Origin of the sequence: Enterobacter sp. LU1, assembly GCF_008271405.2 — a bacterium.
Taxonomy (GTDB): Bacteria; Pseudomonadota; Gammaproteobacteria; order Enterobacterales; family Enterobacteriaceae; genus Enterobacter; species Enterobacter hormaechei_C.
The window spans coordinates 1,743,915-1,761,502 of the sequence record NZ_CP043438.2 but is presented as its reverse complement, the minus strand read 5'-3'; the positions used below and the strand labels follow the sequence as shown (position 1 = coordinate 1,761,502).

Here is a 17,588-nt window from a genome sequence, read left to right as displayed (position 1 = left end):
GACTACCTGGTTTGCTCACATAACGGGGCCAGAAACTGGAACAGCTCGCGGGCTGACCAGCATTTGCGGCCATAAGCGCGAACGGGGACAACGGGCATCAGCGCATTGCAGATTACGACTTCATCGGCAGACAGCAGCGCCTCTTCCTTAGCGTTGACTTCGACAACGCGAAAGCCTGCGCGTGCCAGCTGGTGCAGACAAAGCTGCCGCATAATGCCGTTGACGCCGGCCTGCTCCAGCGAAGGCGTGAACACATCACTGCCCTTCCGCCAGAGTAAATTAGCCGCACAGCATTCCGTAATGTACCCTTCGCTGTCAAGAACCAGCGCCTCCCCGGCCTCCGTCTGCTCAAGATGAGTACGAATAAGCACCTGTTCAAGGCGGTTGAGATGTTTTATGCCAGCGAGCATCGGGTTTCGCCCCAGACGTACCGGACTTAACGCCAGGGCTACGCCCTCTTCACGCCAGTGCGCATAATGGGAAGGATAATCTGAAACGGAAAGGACCCGCGTAGGATGCAGACAGGCAGAACCGCTATAGCCCCGGCCACCGCTCCCGCGGCTGATAATGACTTTCAGGACGCCGCTTGCTTTATCTGACGCCAGCCGACGCATTTCACTTTCAAGAATGTCCCACTGCGAGAAAGGGATCAGTAGTGCTTCGCAGGCTTTTTGTAAACGAAGGATATGGGCCCCGAGCAGACACACGCCACCGTCGAGAATACGTGCAGTCGTGAAACAGCCATCGCCAAACTGGGTCGCCCTGTCGCTTGCCGGCAGCGTTTCTTGCTCAAGGCCATTAATTAAAAACATGGTGGCTCCTTATGCGTGGAGGCTCAGTCTGGCAGGATGTGGGCAGCCGGACAAGGGGATTTCACCTAATAAAAAAGGCCCGGCAAGCGGACCTTTTTTTATCGTCAGCGACTAACCAGACTCAGACCTTTTTGAAGATCAGAGAACCGTTAGTCCCACCGAAGCCGAAGGAGTTACACAGGGTATACTCCATACCGCTAACCTGGCGCGCTTCGTGAGGAACGAAGTCCAGATCGCAACCTTCATCTGGATTATCCAGGTTGATGGTTGGCGGTACAGCCTGATCGCGCAGCGCGAGAATAGAGTAGATTGACTCTACTGCCCCCGCAGCACCCAGCAGGTGACCGGTCATGGATTTCGTGGAGCTCACCAGCACACGGCTGGCAGATTCACCGAAGATAGACTTAACAGCCTGCGCTTCTGCTTTATCGCCCGCAGGGGTAGACGTCCCGTGCGCGTTAACGTAGCCAATCTGTGCCGGGGTAATGCCCGCATCACGGATGGCGTTTTCCATCGCCAGCGCAGCGCCTGCGCCGTTCTCTGGAGGAGACGTCATGTGATAAGCATCGCTGCTCATGCCAAAGCCAACAACTTCAGCATAAATTTTCGCGCCACGTTTTTTCGCGTGTTCGTACTCTTCCAGTACGATCATGCCTGCACCGTCACCCAGCACGAAACCGTCACGGTCTTTATCCCACGGACGGCTCGCCGCCTGAGGATTATCGTTTCGGGTAGAGAGCGCACGCGCTGCACCGAAGCCACCGACGCCCAGCGGGGTACTGGCTTTTTCAGCGCCGCCCGCAACCATAGCATCTGCATCGCCGTACGCAATGATACGCGCGGCCTGGCCGATGTTATGCACGCCAGACGTACAGGCTGTCGCGATTGAGATGCTTGGGCCACGCAGGCCGAACATAATGGTCAGGTGACCTGCCACCATGTTGACAATCGTAGACGGAACGAAGAACGGGCTGATTTTACGCGGGCCGCCATTCATCAGAGATGTATGGTTTTCTTCAATCAGACCAAGACCGCCAATCCCGGAGCCGATAGCGGCGCCGATACGGGTCGCGTTCTCTTCCGTAATCTCAAGGCCAGAATCCTGCATGGCCTGAACGCCAGCGACAATTCCATATTGAATGAAGGCATCCATCTTGCGCTGTTCTTTGCGCGAGATGATCTCTTCACAGTTAAAATCCTTTACTAAGCCAGCAAATTTCGTTGCATAGGCGCTAGTATCGAAATGGTCGATTAGGCTGATGCCGCTCTGACCGGCAAGGAGAGCTTTCCAGGTGGACTCTACGGTATTGCCGACAGGAGACAACATGCCAAGTCCGGTCACAACTACACGACGCTTAGACACGCTTGTCCTCCAGGGAGGGATAAAAAAAGAGATTCGTGGGACAACAAAAGATAAAACTCAGGCGGTCGAATGACCGCCTGGAGATGTTCACTTACGCCTGGTGACCGTTGATGTAATCAATGGCAGCCTGAACGGTGGTGATTTTCTCAGCTTCTTCGTCCGGAATCTCAGTATCAAACTCTTCTTCCAGAGCCATTACCAGCTCAACGGTGTCAAGAGAATCTGCGCCCAGGTCTTCAACAAAGGAAGCGGAGTTCACAACTTCTTCCTGCTTAACGCCCAGCTGTTCGCCGATAATTTTCTTAACGCGTTCTTCGATAGTGCTCATACTCTTAAATTTCCTATCAAAACTCGCTTTCGCGATGGTTTTCGTAGTGTATAAAATGTTGAAAAATTTGCAACTAAATCCCGGCAGGTCTTACCACGATTTTACGTTATTTTGAGGCCATTTGCCCAAATAACGCAAATATTTTCGATCGTGATTAAACCATGTACATCCCGCCGTTGACGTGGAGGGTTTCACCAGTGATGTAACCCGCTTCGTCAGAGGCTAAAAATGCAACCGCGCTGGCGATTTCTTTAGGGTCGCCAAGACGACCCGCCGGAACTGCCGCCAGCGTACCCGCACGCTGCTCATCAGTCAGCGCACGCGTCATGTCCGTTTCAATAAAGCCCGGAGCAACAACGTTTACAGTAATTCCGCGGGACGCGACTTCACGCGCCAGCGACTTACTGAAACCGATCAGACCTGCTTTCGCCGCAGCGTAGTTAGCCTGACCAGCATTTCCCATGGTACCAACCACAGAACCTACAGTGATAATACGACCATGACGCTTTTTCATCATAGCGCGCATTACCGCTTTTGACAGACGGAATACAGATGACAGGTTGGTTTCGATAATATCGTTCCACTCGTCGTCTTTCATTCGCATCAGCAGGTTGTCGCGAGTGATCCCGGCATTATTGACCAGAATATCCACTTCGCCAAACTCTGCGCGAATATTTTCCAGAACAGATTCGATAGATGCTGGTTCAGTCACATTCAGTACCAGACCTTTACCGTTCGCACCCAGATAGTCGCTGATGGCCTGTGCGCCATTCTCGCTGGTCGCAGTCCCGATCACCGTCGCGCCGCGCGCAACCAGTGTTTCAGCAATAGCGCGCCCAATACCGCGGCTTGCGCCGGTCACCAGGGCAATTTTTCCTTCAAAACTCATGGTATTCCTCTTTTATTGCGAGAGTGCCGCTTTCATGGCTTCCGGCTCGTTAATCGCCGAGGCAGTCAGGGTGTCTACAATACGTTTTGTCAGACCGGTAAGTACCTTACCTGGACCAACTTCATACAGATGTTCAACGCCCTGAGACGCCATAAATTCAACGGTTTTAGTCCACTGAACCGGGCTGTAGAGCTGGCGAACCAGCGCGTTACGGATAGCCTCCGGCGCGGTTTCGCACTGCACATCGACGTTATTCACAACGGAAATCGTCGGTGCGTTAAAGGTCATTTTTTCCAGCTCAACCGCCAGCTTATCGGCAGCGGGCTTCATCAGCGCGCAGTGAGACGGTACGCTCACCGGCAGGGGCAGTGCACGTTTTGCGCCCGCAGCTTTACAGGCAGCGCCTGCACGCTCAACCGCTTCTTTATGACCCGCGATAACCACCTGGCCTGGCGAGTTAAAGTTTACCGGAGAAACGACCTGACCTTCAGCAGATTCTTCACAGGCTTTAGCGATAGAAGCATCATCCAGACCGATGATGGCAGACATGCCGCCCGTGCCCTCTGGCACCGCTTCCTGCATGAATTTACCACGCAATTCAACCAGGCGTACCGCGTCAGCGAAGGCAATCACCCCTGCGCAGACCAGCGCAGAGTATTCACCCAGGCTATGACCCGCCATCAGCGTCGGCGCTTTGCCGCCCTGCTGCTGCCATACGCGCCACAATGCGACGGAGGCTGCCAGCAGTGCCGGTTGAGTCTGCCAGGTTTTGTTCAGCTCTTCAGCGGGGCCCTGTTGGGTCAGCGCCCACAGATCATAACCCAGCGCGTCAGAGGCTTCACGGAAAGTCTCTTCAATAACCGGATAGTTTGCTGCCATTTCAGACAACATCCCAACAGTTTGCGAGCCCTGTCCCGGGAACACAAAAGCAAATTGCGTCATTTTTTAATCCTTATCCTAGAAACGAACCAGCGCGGAACCCCAGGTGAACCCGCCACCAAAGGCTTCAAGCAAGACCAGTTGGCCCCGTTTAATTCGTCCATCGCGTACCGCTTCGTCAAATGCGCACGGTACCGATGCCGCAGAGGTGTTGCCGTGGCGATCAAGCGTCACCACAACGTTATCCATAGACATGCCCAGCTTCTTCGCCGTCGCGCTGATGATACGCAGGTTCGCCTGATGCGGTACCAGCCAGTCGAGTGCGGCGCGGTCCAGATTGTTCGCTTCCAGCGTCTCATCAACGATGTGAGCCAGTTCAGTCACGGCCACTTTAAACACTTCGTTACCTGCCATTGTCAGGTAAATCGAACTGTCCGGATTAACGCGATCGGCGTTAGGCAGCGTTAACAGCTCGCCGTAGCGGCCATCGGCATGCAGGTGCGTGGAGATGATGCCCGGCTCTTCGGACTGCCCCAGCAGCACCGCACCCGCGCCATCGCCAAAAATAATGATCGTGCCGCGATCGGTCGGATCGCAGGTACGCGCCAGCACATCAGCGCCGATCACCAGCGCATATTTTACGGCGCCCGATTTTACATACTGATCGGCGATGCTCAGCGCATAGGTGAAACCCGCGCACGCTGCTGCAACATCAAATGCCGGGCAGCCTTTGATGCCGAGCATGTTCTGCACCTGGCACGCTGCGCTTGGGAAGGCATGCGTGGCAGAGGTTGTCGCCACCACAATAAGCCCGATCTGTTCTTTATCAATGCCAGCCATCTCAAGCGCTCGCTGAGCGGCTTCGTAGCCCATGGAGGACACAGTTTCGTCTGGCGCGGCGATACGACGTTCACGGATACCTGTGCGCGTGACAATCCACTCGTCAGACGTATCTACCATTTTTTCAAGATCGGCGTTGGTACGCACTTGTTTTGGCAGGTAGCTGCCGGTACCTAAAATCTTCGTATACATGTACGCTCAGTCACTTTTAGCTAATACAGATCCCAGGCGAGCGGCAATCCTCTGAGGGACTTGTCGCTGCACCGCCTGCACTGCCTGTTCAATCGCGACGGTAAATGCTCGCTGATTGGCGGCGCCATGACTCTTAATCACGATGCCGCGCAATCCTAACAGACAGGCGCCATTATACTGGTCGGGGTTGAGGTGACTGAATCGCCGCGTCAGGCTTTTTTGTAACCAACGCTTTAATAAAATCAGCCACCAGGACCTTTTTTTACCTTCTCCCTGCGATTTCAGCAGAGAAAGGAACATTCGTACGACCCCTTCCATGGTCTTCAACGTCACGTTTCCGGTGAAGCCATCACACACTAATACATCCGTTTTGCCCGTCAGCAACTCATTGGCTTCGAGATAACCAATATAGTTGATGGAGGGGACCTGTTTGAGTATTTCCGCAGCGTCGCGGATACTGTCCAGGCCTTTAGTCTCTTCTTCACCAATATTCAGTAAAGCAACGCGGGGATTGTTAATCCCGACCACGTCTTCAGCCAGCACCGACCCCATAACGGCAAACTGAGCCAGCATTGTACTATCACAATCCACGTTAGCGCCCAGATCCAGCACCACCGTTTTGCCCTTCTGCTGATGCGGTAATACCGTCACCAGCGCCGGACGCTCAATGCCCTCAATCGGCTTGAGCAATAATTTCGACAGCCCCATCAGCGCGCCAGTATTTCCCGCGCTGACGCAAGCCTGCGCTCGCCCTTCTTTCACCAGCTCCAGCGCCATTCGCATAGAGCTGCCGCGGCTATTACGAATAGCCTGCGATGGCCGGGCATCACTGGCAATAACTGACTGCGCAGGAATAATCTGCAGACGCGAACGTTGTTCAAAGTCAGCTTTTGCAAGTAATGGCGTGATTGTGTCGGGACTACCGACTAAAAGAAGTGTGAGTTGCGAATTAGAATTCAGTGCCTGCAATGCTGCAGGCACTGTCACGGTAGGGCCAAAATCTCCCCCCATGACATCTAACGCCAGGGTTAGACGTGTCAAGGTATCGTCGCAGCCTGGTTCGGTAAACTCCCCGTTTGCACGGGGAAGTTCCTCACTAAGCCTAATCACGCTGACGCGTGATTACTTAGTGATAACCTTGCGGCCGCGGTAGAAACCGTCAGCGGTGATGTGGTGACGCAGGTGTTTCTCACCAGAAGTCTTGTCTACAGACAGGCTGGTAACTGCGGTCAGCGCGTCATGGGAACGACGCATGCCACGTTTGGAACGGGTTGGTTTATTCTGTTGTACGGCCATGGACCTTACTCCTCAATTACTTACGCTTTAAGCTGGCTAATACGGCAAATGGGTTTGGTTTTTGCGCTTCATCAGGCAGTTCCCCAAAGACCATGTCCGCCTCGGACACTTCACAGTGTTCAGAATCATGCACCGGAACGACTGGCAGGGAGAGGATGACTTCATCTTCAACCAGCGCCAGAAGATCGATTTCACCGAATTCGTTAACCTCAATCGGCTCATACGCTTCCGGGAGTGCTTCAGCCTGTTCGTCAGAACGAACCGGACTAAAACAATACGTTGTGTGAACATGCTGTACAAACGGTTTCCCGCAACGCTGACATTCGAGCGTTACCGTCACCTTTGCATCACCGGTTAACACGGCGAGGCGCTGGTTGTCGATAGCGAACGACATGGAGCATTCTACATCACTGTCCACACTGACTACAGATTCGGCAATACGCTCAGCCTGATCGGAAGAATAGATTCCTTCGTAATCGAGGCGTTTTTGAGCCGTACGAACCGGATCAAGAGTCAGGGGTAATTTTACCTTTTGCATAGGGCGCGCATATTAACTTTGTAACGTCATAGAGTCAAAGAAAAAGGCAACCAGAGCTGCCTTTTGCCAATTATTCGCACACATTGCGGCCTGTAGTTTAAAATGGCTGGCATCGATACGCTATATCTGGTGATAAAAATATGCCAAATCTCGTCCTTGCTTCCACTTCACCTTATCGCCGAATGCTGCTGGAAAAGCTCGGGATCCCGTTTGAATGCGCTGCGCCGGAAGTGGATGAGACACCACAGCCGGGCGAGTCACCGCGTCATCTGGTGACCCGTCTCGCGAAAGAGAAAGCACAGTCGCTGGCCGTCCGTTACCCCGCTCATCTGATTATAGGATCCGATCAGGTTTGTGTGCTGGACGGCGAAATCACCGGCAAACCGCATACGGAAGAAAACGCCTGCCAGCAGCTTTTGCGTGCGCGGGGCAGTATCGTGACCTTTTATACGGGCCTGGCGCTTTATAATTCTGCCTCCGGTCATCTGCAAACCGAATGCGAGCCGTTTGATGTCCACTTCCGTCATCTTAGCGAGCAGGAGATTATGGATTATGTGCGTCGGGAACGTCCGCTAAACTGTGCAGGGAGCTTTAAAAGTGAAGGACTAGGGATTGCGTTGTTCGACAAGCTCGATGGCCGCGATCCCAACACGCTGGTGGGGTTGCCGCTGATTGCACTGTGCCAGATGTTAAGGCGAGAAGAGTGTAATCCGCTGACGATGTGACCGTTGCGGCCTGATGCTCACAGGGAGAGGGAGAAAAACATGTTGGCCGGGTAAGCGCAGCGCCACCCGGCACAAAATCAGCCGCGCAGAACTTTCAGACAGCGTTTGAGCTGCTCATCCAGCGGCGCTTCAATACGGATAACTTCGCCGGTATTAGGATGGGTAAATTTCAGCGCTGCCGCGTGCAGGAACAGACGCGACAGCCCTGTTCCCGCCAGCTGCTTATCAAATTCGCGATCGCCATAGCGGTCATCAAACGCAATCGGATGGCCCGCAAACTGGGTATGGACGCGAATCTGGTGGGTACGCCCCGTCACCGGACTACAGCGCACCAGCGTGGCGAATTCGTAGCGCTCTTCAACTTTAAAGCGCGTCTCAGACGGTTTCCCTTCCTGATTAACACGAACAATGCGCTCGCCGCTTTGCAGAATATTTTTCAGCAGCGGCGCCTGCACCACTTTCACGTGGGACTGCCACTGGCCGCGAACCAGCGCCAGGTAATCTTTCTGCATCCCTTTTTCACGAAGTTGCTCGTGCAAAGAACGCAGCGCAGAACGTTTTTTCGCCACCAGCAGCACGCCAGAGGTATCGCGGTCAAGACGGTGAACCAGTTCGAGGAAACGCGCTTCCGGGCGCAGCGCGCGTAACCCTTCAATCACGCCGAAGCTCAGACCGCTCCCCCCGTGTACCGCCGTTCCGGACGGTTTATTCAGCACCAGAATGTGGTCGTCCTCATAAAGGATAACGTCGCTCAGGGCCGCGACTTTTTGCAGCTTCGGAGAAACGACCTCTTCTTCACGCTCTGCAACACGTACCGGTGGAATCCGGACTTCATCGCCCGCCTCGAGCTTATACTCTGGCTTCACGCGTTTTTTGTTCACCCGCACCTCGCCCTTACGCAAGATGCGATAAATCATACTTTTTGGCACGCCCTTCAACTGGGTGCGCAAAAAATTATCGATACGTTGCCCCGCCTCGTCGTCGGCGATGGCAACCATTTTTACGGCTGGAGTCTCTGTTTTCATGGTTGGCGATTCTAAATAGCGTCAGACATTAGCGCCACTCATTTTTCTATGCTTATATTTACTTTTATCCGGACCACTCCCCTTTCGCGCAATCGATTTGGTGGTTATTAAACCAATCACCCCGTTGAAGTGAAGAAACTGTGAGTAACCGGGTGATAATTGGTAAAAGTCATCTTGCTATAACCCGGCGAGCAGTGGAATAATGAATCCGTTTTCCGCGTTAAATCCGGGTTTTGTAAGGATGTCGACGGAATGACCAATTTTGTCTGACCGATCATCCACGCAGCAATGGCGTAAGACGTATTGATCTTTCAGGCAGTTAGCGGGCTGCGGGTTGCAGTACTTCCCGGTATAAGGATTGTTCTCTGGAGAGTTTTCCCAGGCAATTCCCCTGATAATTGCGCTGTGTTTCCGTATGAAACACAGGCAACCGACACTCTGCGCCTCTTAAGCGAGCGACAACCGTGAGGTTGGCGACGTGAATAGACACGAGGCCATCGGTTCATACCCCGGAAAGCGTCACCTTGCCCGCAGCTTTGTCGTCAATGTAAGAATAACGAGTAAGTTACGATGAAAAGAATGTTAATCAACGCAACTCAGCAAGAAGAGTTGCGTGTCGCCCTTGTGGATGGGCAGCGCCTGTACGATCTGGATATCGAAAGTCCTGGACACGAACAGAAAAAAGCGAACATTTACAAAGGCAAAATCACCCGCATTGAACCAAGCCTTGAAGCTGCATTTGTCGATTACGGTGCTGAGCGTCACGGTTTCCTTCCTCTCAAAGAAATCGCCCGCGAATATTTTCCTGCAAACTACAACTCCCATGGCCGTCCGAACATTAAAGATGTTCTGCGTGAAGGTCAGGAAGTTATCGTCCAGATCGATAAAGAAGAGCGTGGCAACAAAGGTGCCGCACTGACCACCTTTATCAGCCTGGCAGGAAGCTATCTGGTATTGATGCCAAACAACCCGCGTGCGGGTGGCATCTCTCGCCGTATCGAAGGCGATGACCGTACCGAGCTGAAAGAAGCGCTGGCAAGTCTCGAGCTGCCAGACGGCATGGGCCTTATCGTGCGCACCGCAGGCGTCGGCAAATCTGCCGAAGCGTTGCAGTGGGACCTGAGCTTCCGTCTGAAGCACTGGGAAGCCATCAAGAAAGCGGCTGAGAGCCGTCCTGCTCCGTTCCTGATCCACCAGGAAAGCAACGTTATTGTGCGTGCCTTCCGTGATTATCTACGTCAGGACATCGGTGAAATTCTGATTGATAACCCGAAAGTGCTTGAGCTGGCTCGCCAGCACATCGCCGCGCTGGGTCGCCCGGATTTCACCAGCAAAATTAAACTGTACACCGGTGAAATCCCGCTGTTCAGCCACTATCAGATTGAATCCCAGATCGAGTCTGCCTTCCAGCGTGAAGTGCGTCTGCCGTCCGGCGGTTCTATCGTAATTGATACCACCGAAGCGCTGACCGCTATCGACATCAACTCCGCGCGTGCAACCCGTGGCGGCGACATCGAAGAGACCGCCTTCAACACCAACCTTGAAGCCGCTGATGAAATCGCCCGCCAGCTCCGCCTGCGCGACCTGGGTGGTCTGATTGTTATCGACTTCATCGACATGACCCCGGTTCGCCATCAGCGTGCGGTTGAAAACCGTCTGCGTGAAGCGGTGCGCCAGGATCGCGCACGTATCCAGATTAGCCATATCTCGCGCTTCGGCCTGCTGGAAATGTCCCGTCAGCGTCTGAGCCCGTCACTCGGCGAGTCCAGCCATCACGTCTGCCCGCGCTGTTCCGGTACGGGTACCGTGCGTGACAATGAATCGCTCTCCCTCTCTATTCTGCGTCTGATTGAAGAAGAAGCGCTGAAAGAGAACACCAAAGAGGTTCACGCCATCGTTCCGGTGCCGATTGCCTCCTACCTGCTGAACGAAAAACGTGCAGCGGTAAGCGCAATTGAAGCGCGTCAGGGCGGTGTTCGCTGCATCATCGTGCCAAACGACGAGATGCAAACCCCGCACTATCACGTGCTGCGCGTGCGTAAAGGCGAAGAGACAAGCACCCTCAGCTACCTGCTACCGAAGCTGCATGAAGAAGAAATGGCGCTGCCATCGGATGAAGAGCCTGCCGAGCGTAAACTGCCTGAGCAGCCTGCATTAGCAACCTTCATCATGCCGGAAGCCCCGCCGGAAGCGACGCTGGAAAAACCAGCGGCAAAACCTGCCGTGCAAAAGGCGGCCCCTGCCGCGCCAAAAGCGCAGCCTGAGCAGCCGGGTCTCCTGAGCCGCATCTTCGGCGCGTTGAAAAAAATGTTTGCTGGCGAAGAAGTTCAGCCTGAGCAGCCGAAAGAAGCGCCAAAAGAAGCGAAACCAGAGCGTCAGCAGGACCGTCGTAAGCGTCAGAACAATCGTCGCGATCGTAATGACCGCAACGACCGTAGCGATCGTAACGAGCGCCGTGATAATCGTTCCGAGAACAACGAAGGTCGTGAACAACGCGAGGACAACCGTCGCAACCGTCGCGAGAAGCAACAGCAGAACGTTGAAGATCGTGAGATTCGCCAGCAGGCGGGCGATGAGTCCGAGAAGAGCAAACAGCGTGACGAGCAGCAACCTCGCCGCGAGCGTAACCGTCGTCGTAACGACGAGAAACGCCAGGCCCAGCAGGAAGTCAAAAACCTGAACCGCGAAGCGCCTGTTGAACAGCAGGACACGGAGCAGGAAGAGCGTACTCAGGTTATGCCGCGTCGTAAGCAGCGTCAGCTGACCCAGAAAGTACGTGTGGGTGCTGTTCAGACGGAAGAAAACGACGTTATCGCGGTTGAAACAGCAGAAAGCACAACGGGTACCCAGGTTGCAAAAGTTGACCTGCCAGCCGTAGTGGAAAATCAGGTTGAGCAGGACGAAAGCAGCGAAAACCGTGACAACGCAGGTATGCCGCGTCGCTCCCGTCGTTCTCCGCGTCACCTGCGCGTGAGCGGCCAGCGTCGTCGTCGCTACCGTGACGAGCGTTACCCGACTCAGTCGCCAATGCCGCTGACTGTGGCGTGCGCCTCACCTGAGATGGCATCCGGTAAAGTCTGGATCCGTTATCCGGTTGCTCGCCCGGAGCAGGCTGTTGAAGAACAGGCTGTGACCGAAGGGGTGATTGCACCGGTAGCAGCGGTGGAAGACGTCGTGACTGAAGCGGCAACCGTGGTTGAACCGCAAGTTGTTGACACGGTGGCACCGCAGGCTGTGGAAGTGGAAACGACCCATCCTGAAGTCATTGCTGCGCCGGTTGATGCCGCTCCGCAGATCATTGCCGAAGAAGATACCGTGGTGGCTGAAGAAGTCGCGGAGGAAGCTGAGCCGGTCTCCGCAGCAGAAGAACCCGCAGACGTTACCGTCGAAACGGTGACGGAAGAGGTTGTTCAGGACGTCGAGATTCAGGTTGAGCCTGTTGTCGAAGAGGTCAAAGAGGCTGAAGTGAAATCCGAGCCGGTTGAGGTCGTTGCCGCTCCAGCACCTGCTCACGTTGCTACCGCGCCGATGACTCGCGCCCCGGCACCTGAGTATGTACCTGAAGCGCCACGCCATAGCGACTGGGTTCGTCCGGCATTCAACTTCGAAGGCAAAGGTGCTGCCGGTGGTCACAGTGCAACGCACATGGCTACTGCGCCAGCTACTCGTCCTCAGCCTGTTGAATAACGCACGCTAAGACTGAAAGCCGACCTTCGGGTCGGCTTTTTTATGGCTGTTGCAGGGGCTTTCTCATTCCGGTGACCTCCGGCATTATCTGCCGCATCAGCTCCAGAAAACGCCGCAAGCGCGCCGGATAATAACGAGACCAGGGGTAAACCAGATGTACCGGTAACGCTGCCGGCTGCCACTCTGGCAGTAGATGCACCAGTCTTCCTTCCTGAATATCATCCTGTACTGTCCAGCTGGATACCACCGCCACGCCCAGCCCGGTGAGTGCCGTATTGCGCGCCACATACAGGCTGTCGGTACTCAGGCGTGGCGTAATGGTAACCCGCGCCGGGGCAGATGATGCATCGTGGAAAAGCTCCACATGGCGTTGATAAAAAGAGCTGATGGCAATCCAGGGAAGCTGCTGCAAATCTTCCGGCGTTTTAACCGCGGGATAACGGGCCAGTAATTCCGGTGAAGCCACCACCGAGCGCGGCACTTCAGCCAGCAGCACGGACACGGTTGCCGGATCGACTTCCACACCCACCCGAATAGCACAGTCAAGGTTGTCGCCGAGGAAATCAACCGAGCGATCGTTGAGCATCCACTCTACAGAAAGCTGGGGATAGCGCTGTAAAAATTCGGTTAACGGTTTCAGAAGCTGATCCTGGCCAAACGCGTGCGGGGCGCGCACCCTCAGCACCCCAACCGGTTCATCTTCCGTCTGCCCTACCTCGTCTTCCAGCGCCAGCCAGCTGTCAATCACCCGTCGGGCATGCTGATAGCAGCGTTCGCCGTCATCGGTCAGCCGGGTCGTATGGGTTGTGCGCAGCATCAGGCGTACTCCCAGCATGGTCTCAAGCGACTGCAACCGTCGGCTCACCGTGGCCTGGGTTGTTGCCAGCTGACGTGCCGCCGCAGAAAGAGACCCCGCCTCCACAATGCGAACAAACGTTCGCATCAGTTCTACCCGATCTATACGCTCAGACCTTTTCATACCATTTTTACCCATACGCCACACGTATAAGCGTTTTACCACCGCGCCCGCTACCGTCGCAAGGCGTACTGATAAAAAATAGCCGCACACGACGAATGAGGAACATCTTATGAACACAACCACCACCCGGGCCGTAAGCCGCTGGGTAATCTTAATGCTGGCGCTCGGTGCGGGCTTTAGCGTGGCATCCATCTATTATGCCCAGCCTCTGCTGCCGCTGATGGGCTCAGACCTGCATCTGAGCATCGAAGGCATGGGCATGGTCCCGACGCTCACCCAGGCGGGTTATGCCCTGGGCATCCTGTTTCTGCTCCCGCTCGGCGATCGTCATGACCGCAGAACGCTGATCCTGATAAAAAGTGCGGCTCTGGCGCTGTTCCTGCTGGGTTGTAGCCTGACCGGACAACTGCACTCCCTGCTGCTCACCAGCCTGCTGATTGGCATGGCCGCCACCATGGCGCAGGATATTGTCCCGGCCGCAGCGATCCTCGCGCCGGAAGGCAAACAGGGAAAAACGGTCGGCACGGTGATGACCGGCCTGCTGCTGGGGATTTTGCTCTCCAGAACCGTGAGCGGCGTGGTGGGTGAGGCCTTTGGCTGGCGGGTGATGTATCAGCTGGCTGCTGCAAGCATTGCCTTTGTCGGCGCGGTGATGTGGGCCGTACTCCCACGTTTTGCTATTCACTCCACGCTGAGCTATCCCGCGCTGATGCGTTCCATGGAGCACCTGTGGCGTCGTTACCCGGCACTGCGTCGCGCGGCGCTGGCTCAGGGTTTTCTGTCGATTGCCTTTAGCGCATTCTGGTCAACGCTGGCGGTCATGCTGCTGGAACGGTATCACCTTGGCAGTGCCATAGCGGGTGGATTTGGTATTGCCGGAGCCGCTGGCGCGCTGGCCGCACCGCTGGCGGGTGGTCTTGCCGATAAGCTGGGCGCCGGTAAAGTGACCCAGTTGGGTGCCGCGCTGGTGACCCTCTCGTTTGCCCTGATGTTCCTGATGCCGGCACTGGGTGTACACGGTCAGTTGATCCTGATTGCCCTCTCAGCGGTCGGTTTCGATCTCGGCTTGCAGTCCAGCCTCGTGGCCCACCAGAACCTGGTCTACAGCCTTGAGCCGCAGGCCCGCGGACGCCTGAACGCCCTGCTGTTTACCGTCATTTTCATCGGAATGGCGCTGGGTTCGGCATTAGGCAGCAATATCTATACGCTGGCAGGCTGGTCTGGCGTGGTGGCTCTGGCAACCCTGTGTGGTGCCATTGCGCTGGCTATCAGAGTGATTGAAAGCACCCGGGTGCTGTCCGCACAGGCAGAACGTGTGTAAAAAAAATGCCCAACCCGGACGGGTTGGGCAGTCAAAACATGCCCAGTTTCAAGACATGTCAAACAGGTCAGAGTCTTATTTGTTCATCTGGAACAAAGACATACCCTGCATATCGCTAAAGGCTTTATACGAGGCCTGCAACGCCGCCTGCTGCATGGTGTAGGACGAAATCACCGAGTTCCAGTCCACGTCAACCAGGTTACTCATCTGCTGCGTCTGACCCAGCGCGCGGTCTTCACCCAGAGCGTCCAGCTTGCCCAGCTCATCCAGCTTGATGCCGAGGTCGGCGCGCACGGTCAGCACGTTGTTGAGGGAGTTGCTCAGGCCACGGTTGGCTTTATCAATAGCCGCCGTAAACGCCTCGGCTTTCGTTTCGTCCTCCCCAATCGGCGTATTCAACGCTTCAATTGCGGAGTCGAGGATCTTGAACAAATTCGTTTCCGGCGCACTACCATCTGGCTCTGGCTTTGCATTGCTGGTGAAGCTATCGAAAACTTCAGTGCCCGTATGGCTAATTTGCATCGTGCGCGCGGAGTCAACCTGCTGGCTGATTGGCGTTCCGCCGCCCTTATAATCACCCGTCGCCTGGTCGAAAGCCGCCGCTTCGGTCTTGTAACCGGAAAAAATATAGCGACCGTTACCGTCCGTGCTGTTAGCCAGGTTCATGAGCTGATCGCGAATACCTTGCAGGTTCGTGGCCAGCGAAGCGCGGTCATCGTCACTTAACGTACCGTTGCCCGCATTGACAATCTTTTCCTGAGCAGCCTGGATGGCGGTTGTCACTTGCGATAACACGTTCTCTTCCAGCGAGACTTTCGTCGTAGCGAAGGAGCGTGCCAGCGCATACTGGCTGTTTTGCGTTTGAGCCTGAGAGAGCACAACGGCCTGCGAGGCGGCAATCGGATCGTCAGACGGACGGTTGATACGCTTCCCCGTAGACATCTGCTCGCCGTAGCTGAGCCAGAGACTTTGGGAGTTCGTCACGCCGCGCATGCTTTGCTCATACATCATTTGAGTACTAATACGCATTTTTTATGCCTCAGCCTTAGCGGATATTGATCAATGCATCAAACAGCGTGCTCGCCGTTTGCAGCACCTGCGCATTCGCCAAATAGTACTGCTGATAGCGTTGCAGGTTGCCATACTCTTCATCCAGGTTAACCCCGGAGATTGACTGCTGTTGTTTGGTCAGCTGCGTCACCACGTTAACTTTGGTTTCGCTGCTGGTTTTCAGCGACGCCGTGGTGCTGCCCACCGTACTGACCAGCGCGGCATAAGCATCGTTAAAGGTTTTGTTCCCTCCCACCAATTTGGCGCTCTGTAAATCCAGCAGCTTCTGGCCATTGGTATTGTCGCTTTCGCCGCTTCCTTTCGCGGAGGCCATCGCCAGTTTGGATTCGTCGCTGATCGCTACGTCCATATTCACAATGACGTCATTCACCGGTTTGACGATGAAACTGTCTTTATTATCGGCTGAGCCGCTAATCTTAACGTTGAGACCATCAAACGACAGATTACCGCTGGCGTCAGGCTTGGCCGTGAAGCTGGTATTGTCCGACAGACGCGTGATTGTCCAGTCAGTACCGTTGTACTCAACTTTATAGTTTGTCGCCTGAACCTTTGTACTGTCCGTCATCGTGGCCGTAACGGACGCGCTTCCGGTGTTTTTACCGTTACTCAGCACTGCCGGAGAGCCAAAATCAAACAGCTTGCCGCCTGCATCCCCGTTGGCATCAAAGCCAGCCTGGTGCTGGGTATTCATGGCATCCGCAAACGCCAGCGCCATCTGGTTAAGGGTGTTTCGCGCCTGATCCAGATCCTGAGAACGGAACGTTAACAGCCCCCCAAGCGACCCCGTGGTGATCTGTTTTTCTGAGATCTCCACGTTGCCCGCTGCGGTATCCACATACGCAATTGTTGTACGCGCTGGGTCCGCACTGGATTTCACCGCCGCCAGCTGGCTGGCGTTGCTGCCCTGTACCAGGGTGTAACCGTTGGCGATAGAGATGTTGTAGGTGCCGCTGTCCTGTACGGTGACGTCCACACCGACAATCTTGTTCAGTTCACTCACCAGCTGATCGCGCTGATCGAGCAGTTCATTCGGGGATGCGCCCGCACCGACGCCAGTCAGCCGGGAGATCTGATCGTTAAGATTGGCAATCTGTTTCGCGTAGTTATTGATCTGATCGACGCTGGTAGAAATCGCCGTATTGACCTGCGCATCCTGATCGCGGAGATATTGATCGTTGGTTTTAAACTGGTTTACCAGACCATCCGCCTTCCCGAGTACCGTCTGGCGAGCAGCCGGATCTTCTGCGTTACTCACCAGCGTTTGCAGGCTTTTAAAGAAATCCTGGAGGTTGGCAGAAAGCGAGTTCGTGGTATCAGAAAGCACGTCGTCAATTTTTGACATCTGCTGGTAGCGCGTGGTCAGCCCACTGCTCTGGTTCTGCGCCGCGCGCAGCTGGTTGGTGATAAACGCATCATATTCACGCTGAACACCGGAGACATAGACCCCGTTACCCACCCAGCCACCGCCGGTCAGGGTGCTGTTTGATGCCCCCAGAATGGTGGTCTGGCGGGTATAACCTGCCACGTTGTAGCTTGAAATATTATTACTGACGGTATTGAGTGCCGACTGCGCAGCACTGAGGCCACTCATGGCGCTGTTAATCAAACTGGACATGGGGGTTCCTTTTATACGTTCAGACACG

16 protein-coding genes are annotated in these 17,588 nt (G+C 55.0%); 3 read left to right on the top strand and 13 right to left on the bottom strand.

What is annotated here, in order from left to right:
* Positions 1-2 precede the first annotated feature (2 nt).
* From pabC to yceD, 9 genes are all read right to left on the bottom strand, one after another.
* Positions 3-812 carry an aminodeoxychorismate lyase gene (gene pabC, locus FZF21_RS08425; protein ID WP_047737719.1) on the bottom strand — a complete coding sequence of 270 codons (810 nt, stop codon included), beginning with the start codon at positions 810-812 and terminating at the stop codon, positions 3-5.
* A gap of 121 nt (positions 813-933) precedes the next feature.
* Positions 934-2,175, bottom strand: coding sequence for a beta-ketoacyl-ACP synthase II (fabF, locus tag FZF21_RS08420; protein WP_003857950.1), 1,242 nt, complete (start codon positions 2,173-2,175; stop codon positions 934-936).
* Between the two features lie 91 nt (positions 2,176-2,266).
* A complete protein-coding gene (gene acpP, locus FZF21_RS08415) occupies positions 2,267-2,503 on the bottom strand; it encodes an acyl carrier protein (RefSeq protein ID WP_003857954.1) in 237 nt (78 codons plus the stop codon).
* Positions 2,504-2,657: 154 nt separating this feature from the next.
* Positions 2,658-3,392 (bottom strand): 3-oxoacyl-ACP reductase FabG, encoded by a 735-nt coding sequence (gene fabG / locus FZF21_RS08410; protein WP_003857956.1) that lies wholly within the window; start codon positions 3,390-3,392, stop codon positions 2,658-2,660.
* Between the two features lie 12 nt (positions 3,393-3,404).
* Positions 3,405-4,334 carry an ACP S-malonyltransferase gene (gene fabD / locus FZF21_RS08405; RefSeq protein WP_015570824.1) on the bottom strand — a complete coding sequence of 310 codons (930 nt, stop codon included), beginning with the start codon at positions 4,332-4,334 and terminating at the stop codon, positions 3,405-3,407.
* A 15-nt stretch (positions 4,335-4,349) separates the two neighbouring features.
* A complete protein-coding gene (locus tag FZF21_RS08400) occupies positions 4,350-5,303 on the bottom strand; it encodes a beta-ketoacyl-ACP synthase III (protein ID WP_045338050.1) in 954 nt (317 codons plus the stop codon).
* 6 nt (positions 5,304-5,309) lie between these two features.
* A complete protein-coding gene (plsX, locus tag FZF21_RS08395) occupies positions 5,310-6,344 on the bottom strand; it encodes a phosphate acyltransferase PlsX (RefSeq protein WP_202816776.1) in 1,035 nt (344 codons plus the stop codon).
* Between the two features lie 81 nt (positions 6,345-6,425).
* The gene (rpmF, locus tag FZF21_RS08390; protein WP_003857964.1) at positions 6,426-6,599 is read right to left on the bottom strand and encodes a 50S ribosomal protein L32; all 174 of its coding nucleotides are present in this window, start codon (positions 6,597-6,599) and stop codon (positions 6,426-6,428) included.
* A 16-nt stretch (positions 6,600-6,615) separates the two neighbouring features.
* On the bottom strand, positions 6,616-7,137 hold the full coding sequence (gene yceD, locus FZF21_RS08385; RefSeq protein ID WP_003857966.1) for a 23S rRNA accumulation protein YceD: 522 nt from the start codon (positions 7,135-7,137) through the stop codon (positions 6,616-6,618).
* Positions 7,138-7,277: 140 nt separating this feature from the next.
* Between yceD and FZF21_RS08380 the strand changes: the two genes are divergently transcribed.
* Entirely contained in the window at positions 7,278-7,862 is a 585-nt protein-coding gene (locus FZF21_RS08380; protein WP_032653209.1) for a nucleoside triphosphate pyrophosphatase, read from the top strand.
* Between the two features lie 77 nt (positions 7,863-7,939).
* On the opposite strand, the gene rluC is transcribed toward FZF21_RS08380, so the two are convergent.
* Positions 7,940-8,887: a 23S rRNA pseudouridine(955/2504/2580) synthase RluC gene (rluC, locus tag FZF21_RS08375; protein WP_003857970.1), complete on the bottom strand. Its 948-nt coding sequence runs from the start codon at positions 8,885-8,887 to the stop codon at positions 7,940-7,942.
* A gap of 570 nt (positions 8,888-9,457) precedes the next feature.
* Between rluC and rne the strand changes: the two genes are divergently transcribed.
* Positions 9,458-12,574 carry a ribonuclease E gene (gene rne, locus FZF21_RS08370; RefSeq protein ID WP_045347281.1) on the top strand — a complete coding sequence of 1,039 codons (3,117 nt, stop codon included), beginning with the start codon at positions 9,458-9,460 and terminating at the stop codon, positions 12,572-12,574.
* A gap of 40 nt (positions 12,575-12,614) precedes the next feature.
* Here the strand turns inward: rne and FZF21_RS08365 are convergent, their stop codons facing one another.
* Entirely contained in the window at positions 12,615-13,568 is a 954-nt protein-coding gene (locus tag FZF21_RS08365) for a LysR family transcriptional regulator (protein WP_032671510.1), read from the bottom strand.
* Between the two features lie 94 nt (positions 13,569-13,662).
* Here FZF21_RS08365 and FZF21_RS08360 point away from each other — a divergent pair, with 94 nt between their 5' ends.
* Positions 13,663-14,874 (top strand): MFS transporter, encoded by a 1,212-nt coding sequence (locus FZF21_RS08360; protein WP_063945807.1) that lies wholly within the window; start codon positions 13,663-13,665, stop codon positions 14,872-14,874.
* A 75-nt stretch (positions 14,875-14,949) separates the two neighbouring features.
* On the opposite strand, the gene flgL is transcribed toward FZF21_RS08360, so the two are convergent.
* Positions 14,950-15,903 carry a flagellar hook-associated protein FlgL gene (gene flgL / locus FZF21_RS08355; RefSeq protein WP_017384730.1) on the bottom strand — a complete coding sequence of 318 codons (954 nt, stop codon included), beginning with the start codon at positions 15,901-15,903 and terminating at the stop codon, positions 14,950-14,952.
* Positions 15,904-15,919: 16 nt separating this feature from the next.
* Positions 15,920-17,560: a flagellar hook-associated protein FlgK gene (flgK, locus tag FZF21_RS08350; protein WP_017384731.1), complete on the bottom strand. Its 1,641-nt coding sequence runs from the start codon at positions 17,558-17,560 to the stop codon at positions 15,920-15,922.
* Between the last annotated feature and the right edge of the window lie 28 nt (positions 17,561-17,588).

Coding starts and splice junctions, on each gene's coding strand:
- pabC (WP_047737719.1), bottom strand. CDS start 812: ATGTTTTTAATTAATGGCCTTGAGCAAGAAACGCTGCCGGCAAGCGAC.
- acpP (WP_003857954.1), bottom strand. CDS start 2,503: ATGAGCACTATCGAAGAACGCGTTAAGAAAATTATCGGCGAACAGCTG.
- fabG (WP_003857956.1), bottom strand. CDS start 3,392: ATGAGTTTTGAAGGAAAAATTGCCCTGGTGACCGGCGCAAGCCGCGGT.
- fabD (WP_015570824.1), bottom strand. CDS start 4,334: ATGACGCAATTTGCTTTTGTGTTCCCGGGACAGGGCTCGCAAACTGTT.
- FZF21_RS08400 (WP_045338050.1), bottom strand. CDS start 5,303: ATGTATACGAAGATTTTAGGTACCGGCAGCTACCTGCCAAAACAAGTG.
- rpmF (WP_003857964.1), bottom strand. CDS start 6,599: ATGGCCGTACAACAGAATAAACCAACCCGTTCCAAACGTGGCATGCGT.
- yceD (WP_003857966.1), bottom strand. CDS start 7,137: ATGCAAAAGGTAAAATTACCCCTGACTCTTGATCCGGTTCGTACGGCT.
- FZF21_RS08380 (WP_032653209.1), top strand. CDS start 7,278: ATGCCAAATCTCGTCCTTGCTTCCACTTCACCTTATCGCCGAATGCTG.
- rluC (WP_003857970.1), bottom strand. CDS start 8,887: ATGAAAACAGAGACTCCAGCCGTAAAAATGGTTGCCATCGCCGACGAC.
- rne (WP_045347281.1), top strand. CDS start 9,458: ATGAAAAGAATGTTAATCAACGCAACTCAGCAAGAAGAGTTGCGTGTC.
- FZF21_RS08365 (WP_032671510.1), bottom strand. CDS start 13,568: ATGGGTAAAAATGGTATGAAAAGGTCTGAGCGTATAGATCGGGTAGAA.
- FZF21_RS08360 (WP_063945807.1), top strand. CDS start 13,663: ATGAACACAACCACCACCCGGGCCGTAAGCCGCTGGGTAATCTTAATG.
- flgL (WP_017384730.1), bottom strand. CDS start 15,903: ATGCGTATTAGTACTCAAATGATGTATGAGCAAAGCATGCGCGGCGTG.
- flgK (WP_017384731.1), bottom strand. CDS start 17,560: ATGTCCAGTTTGATTAACAGCGCCATGAGTGGCCTCAGTGCTGCGCAG.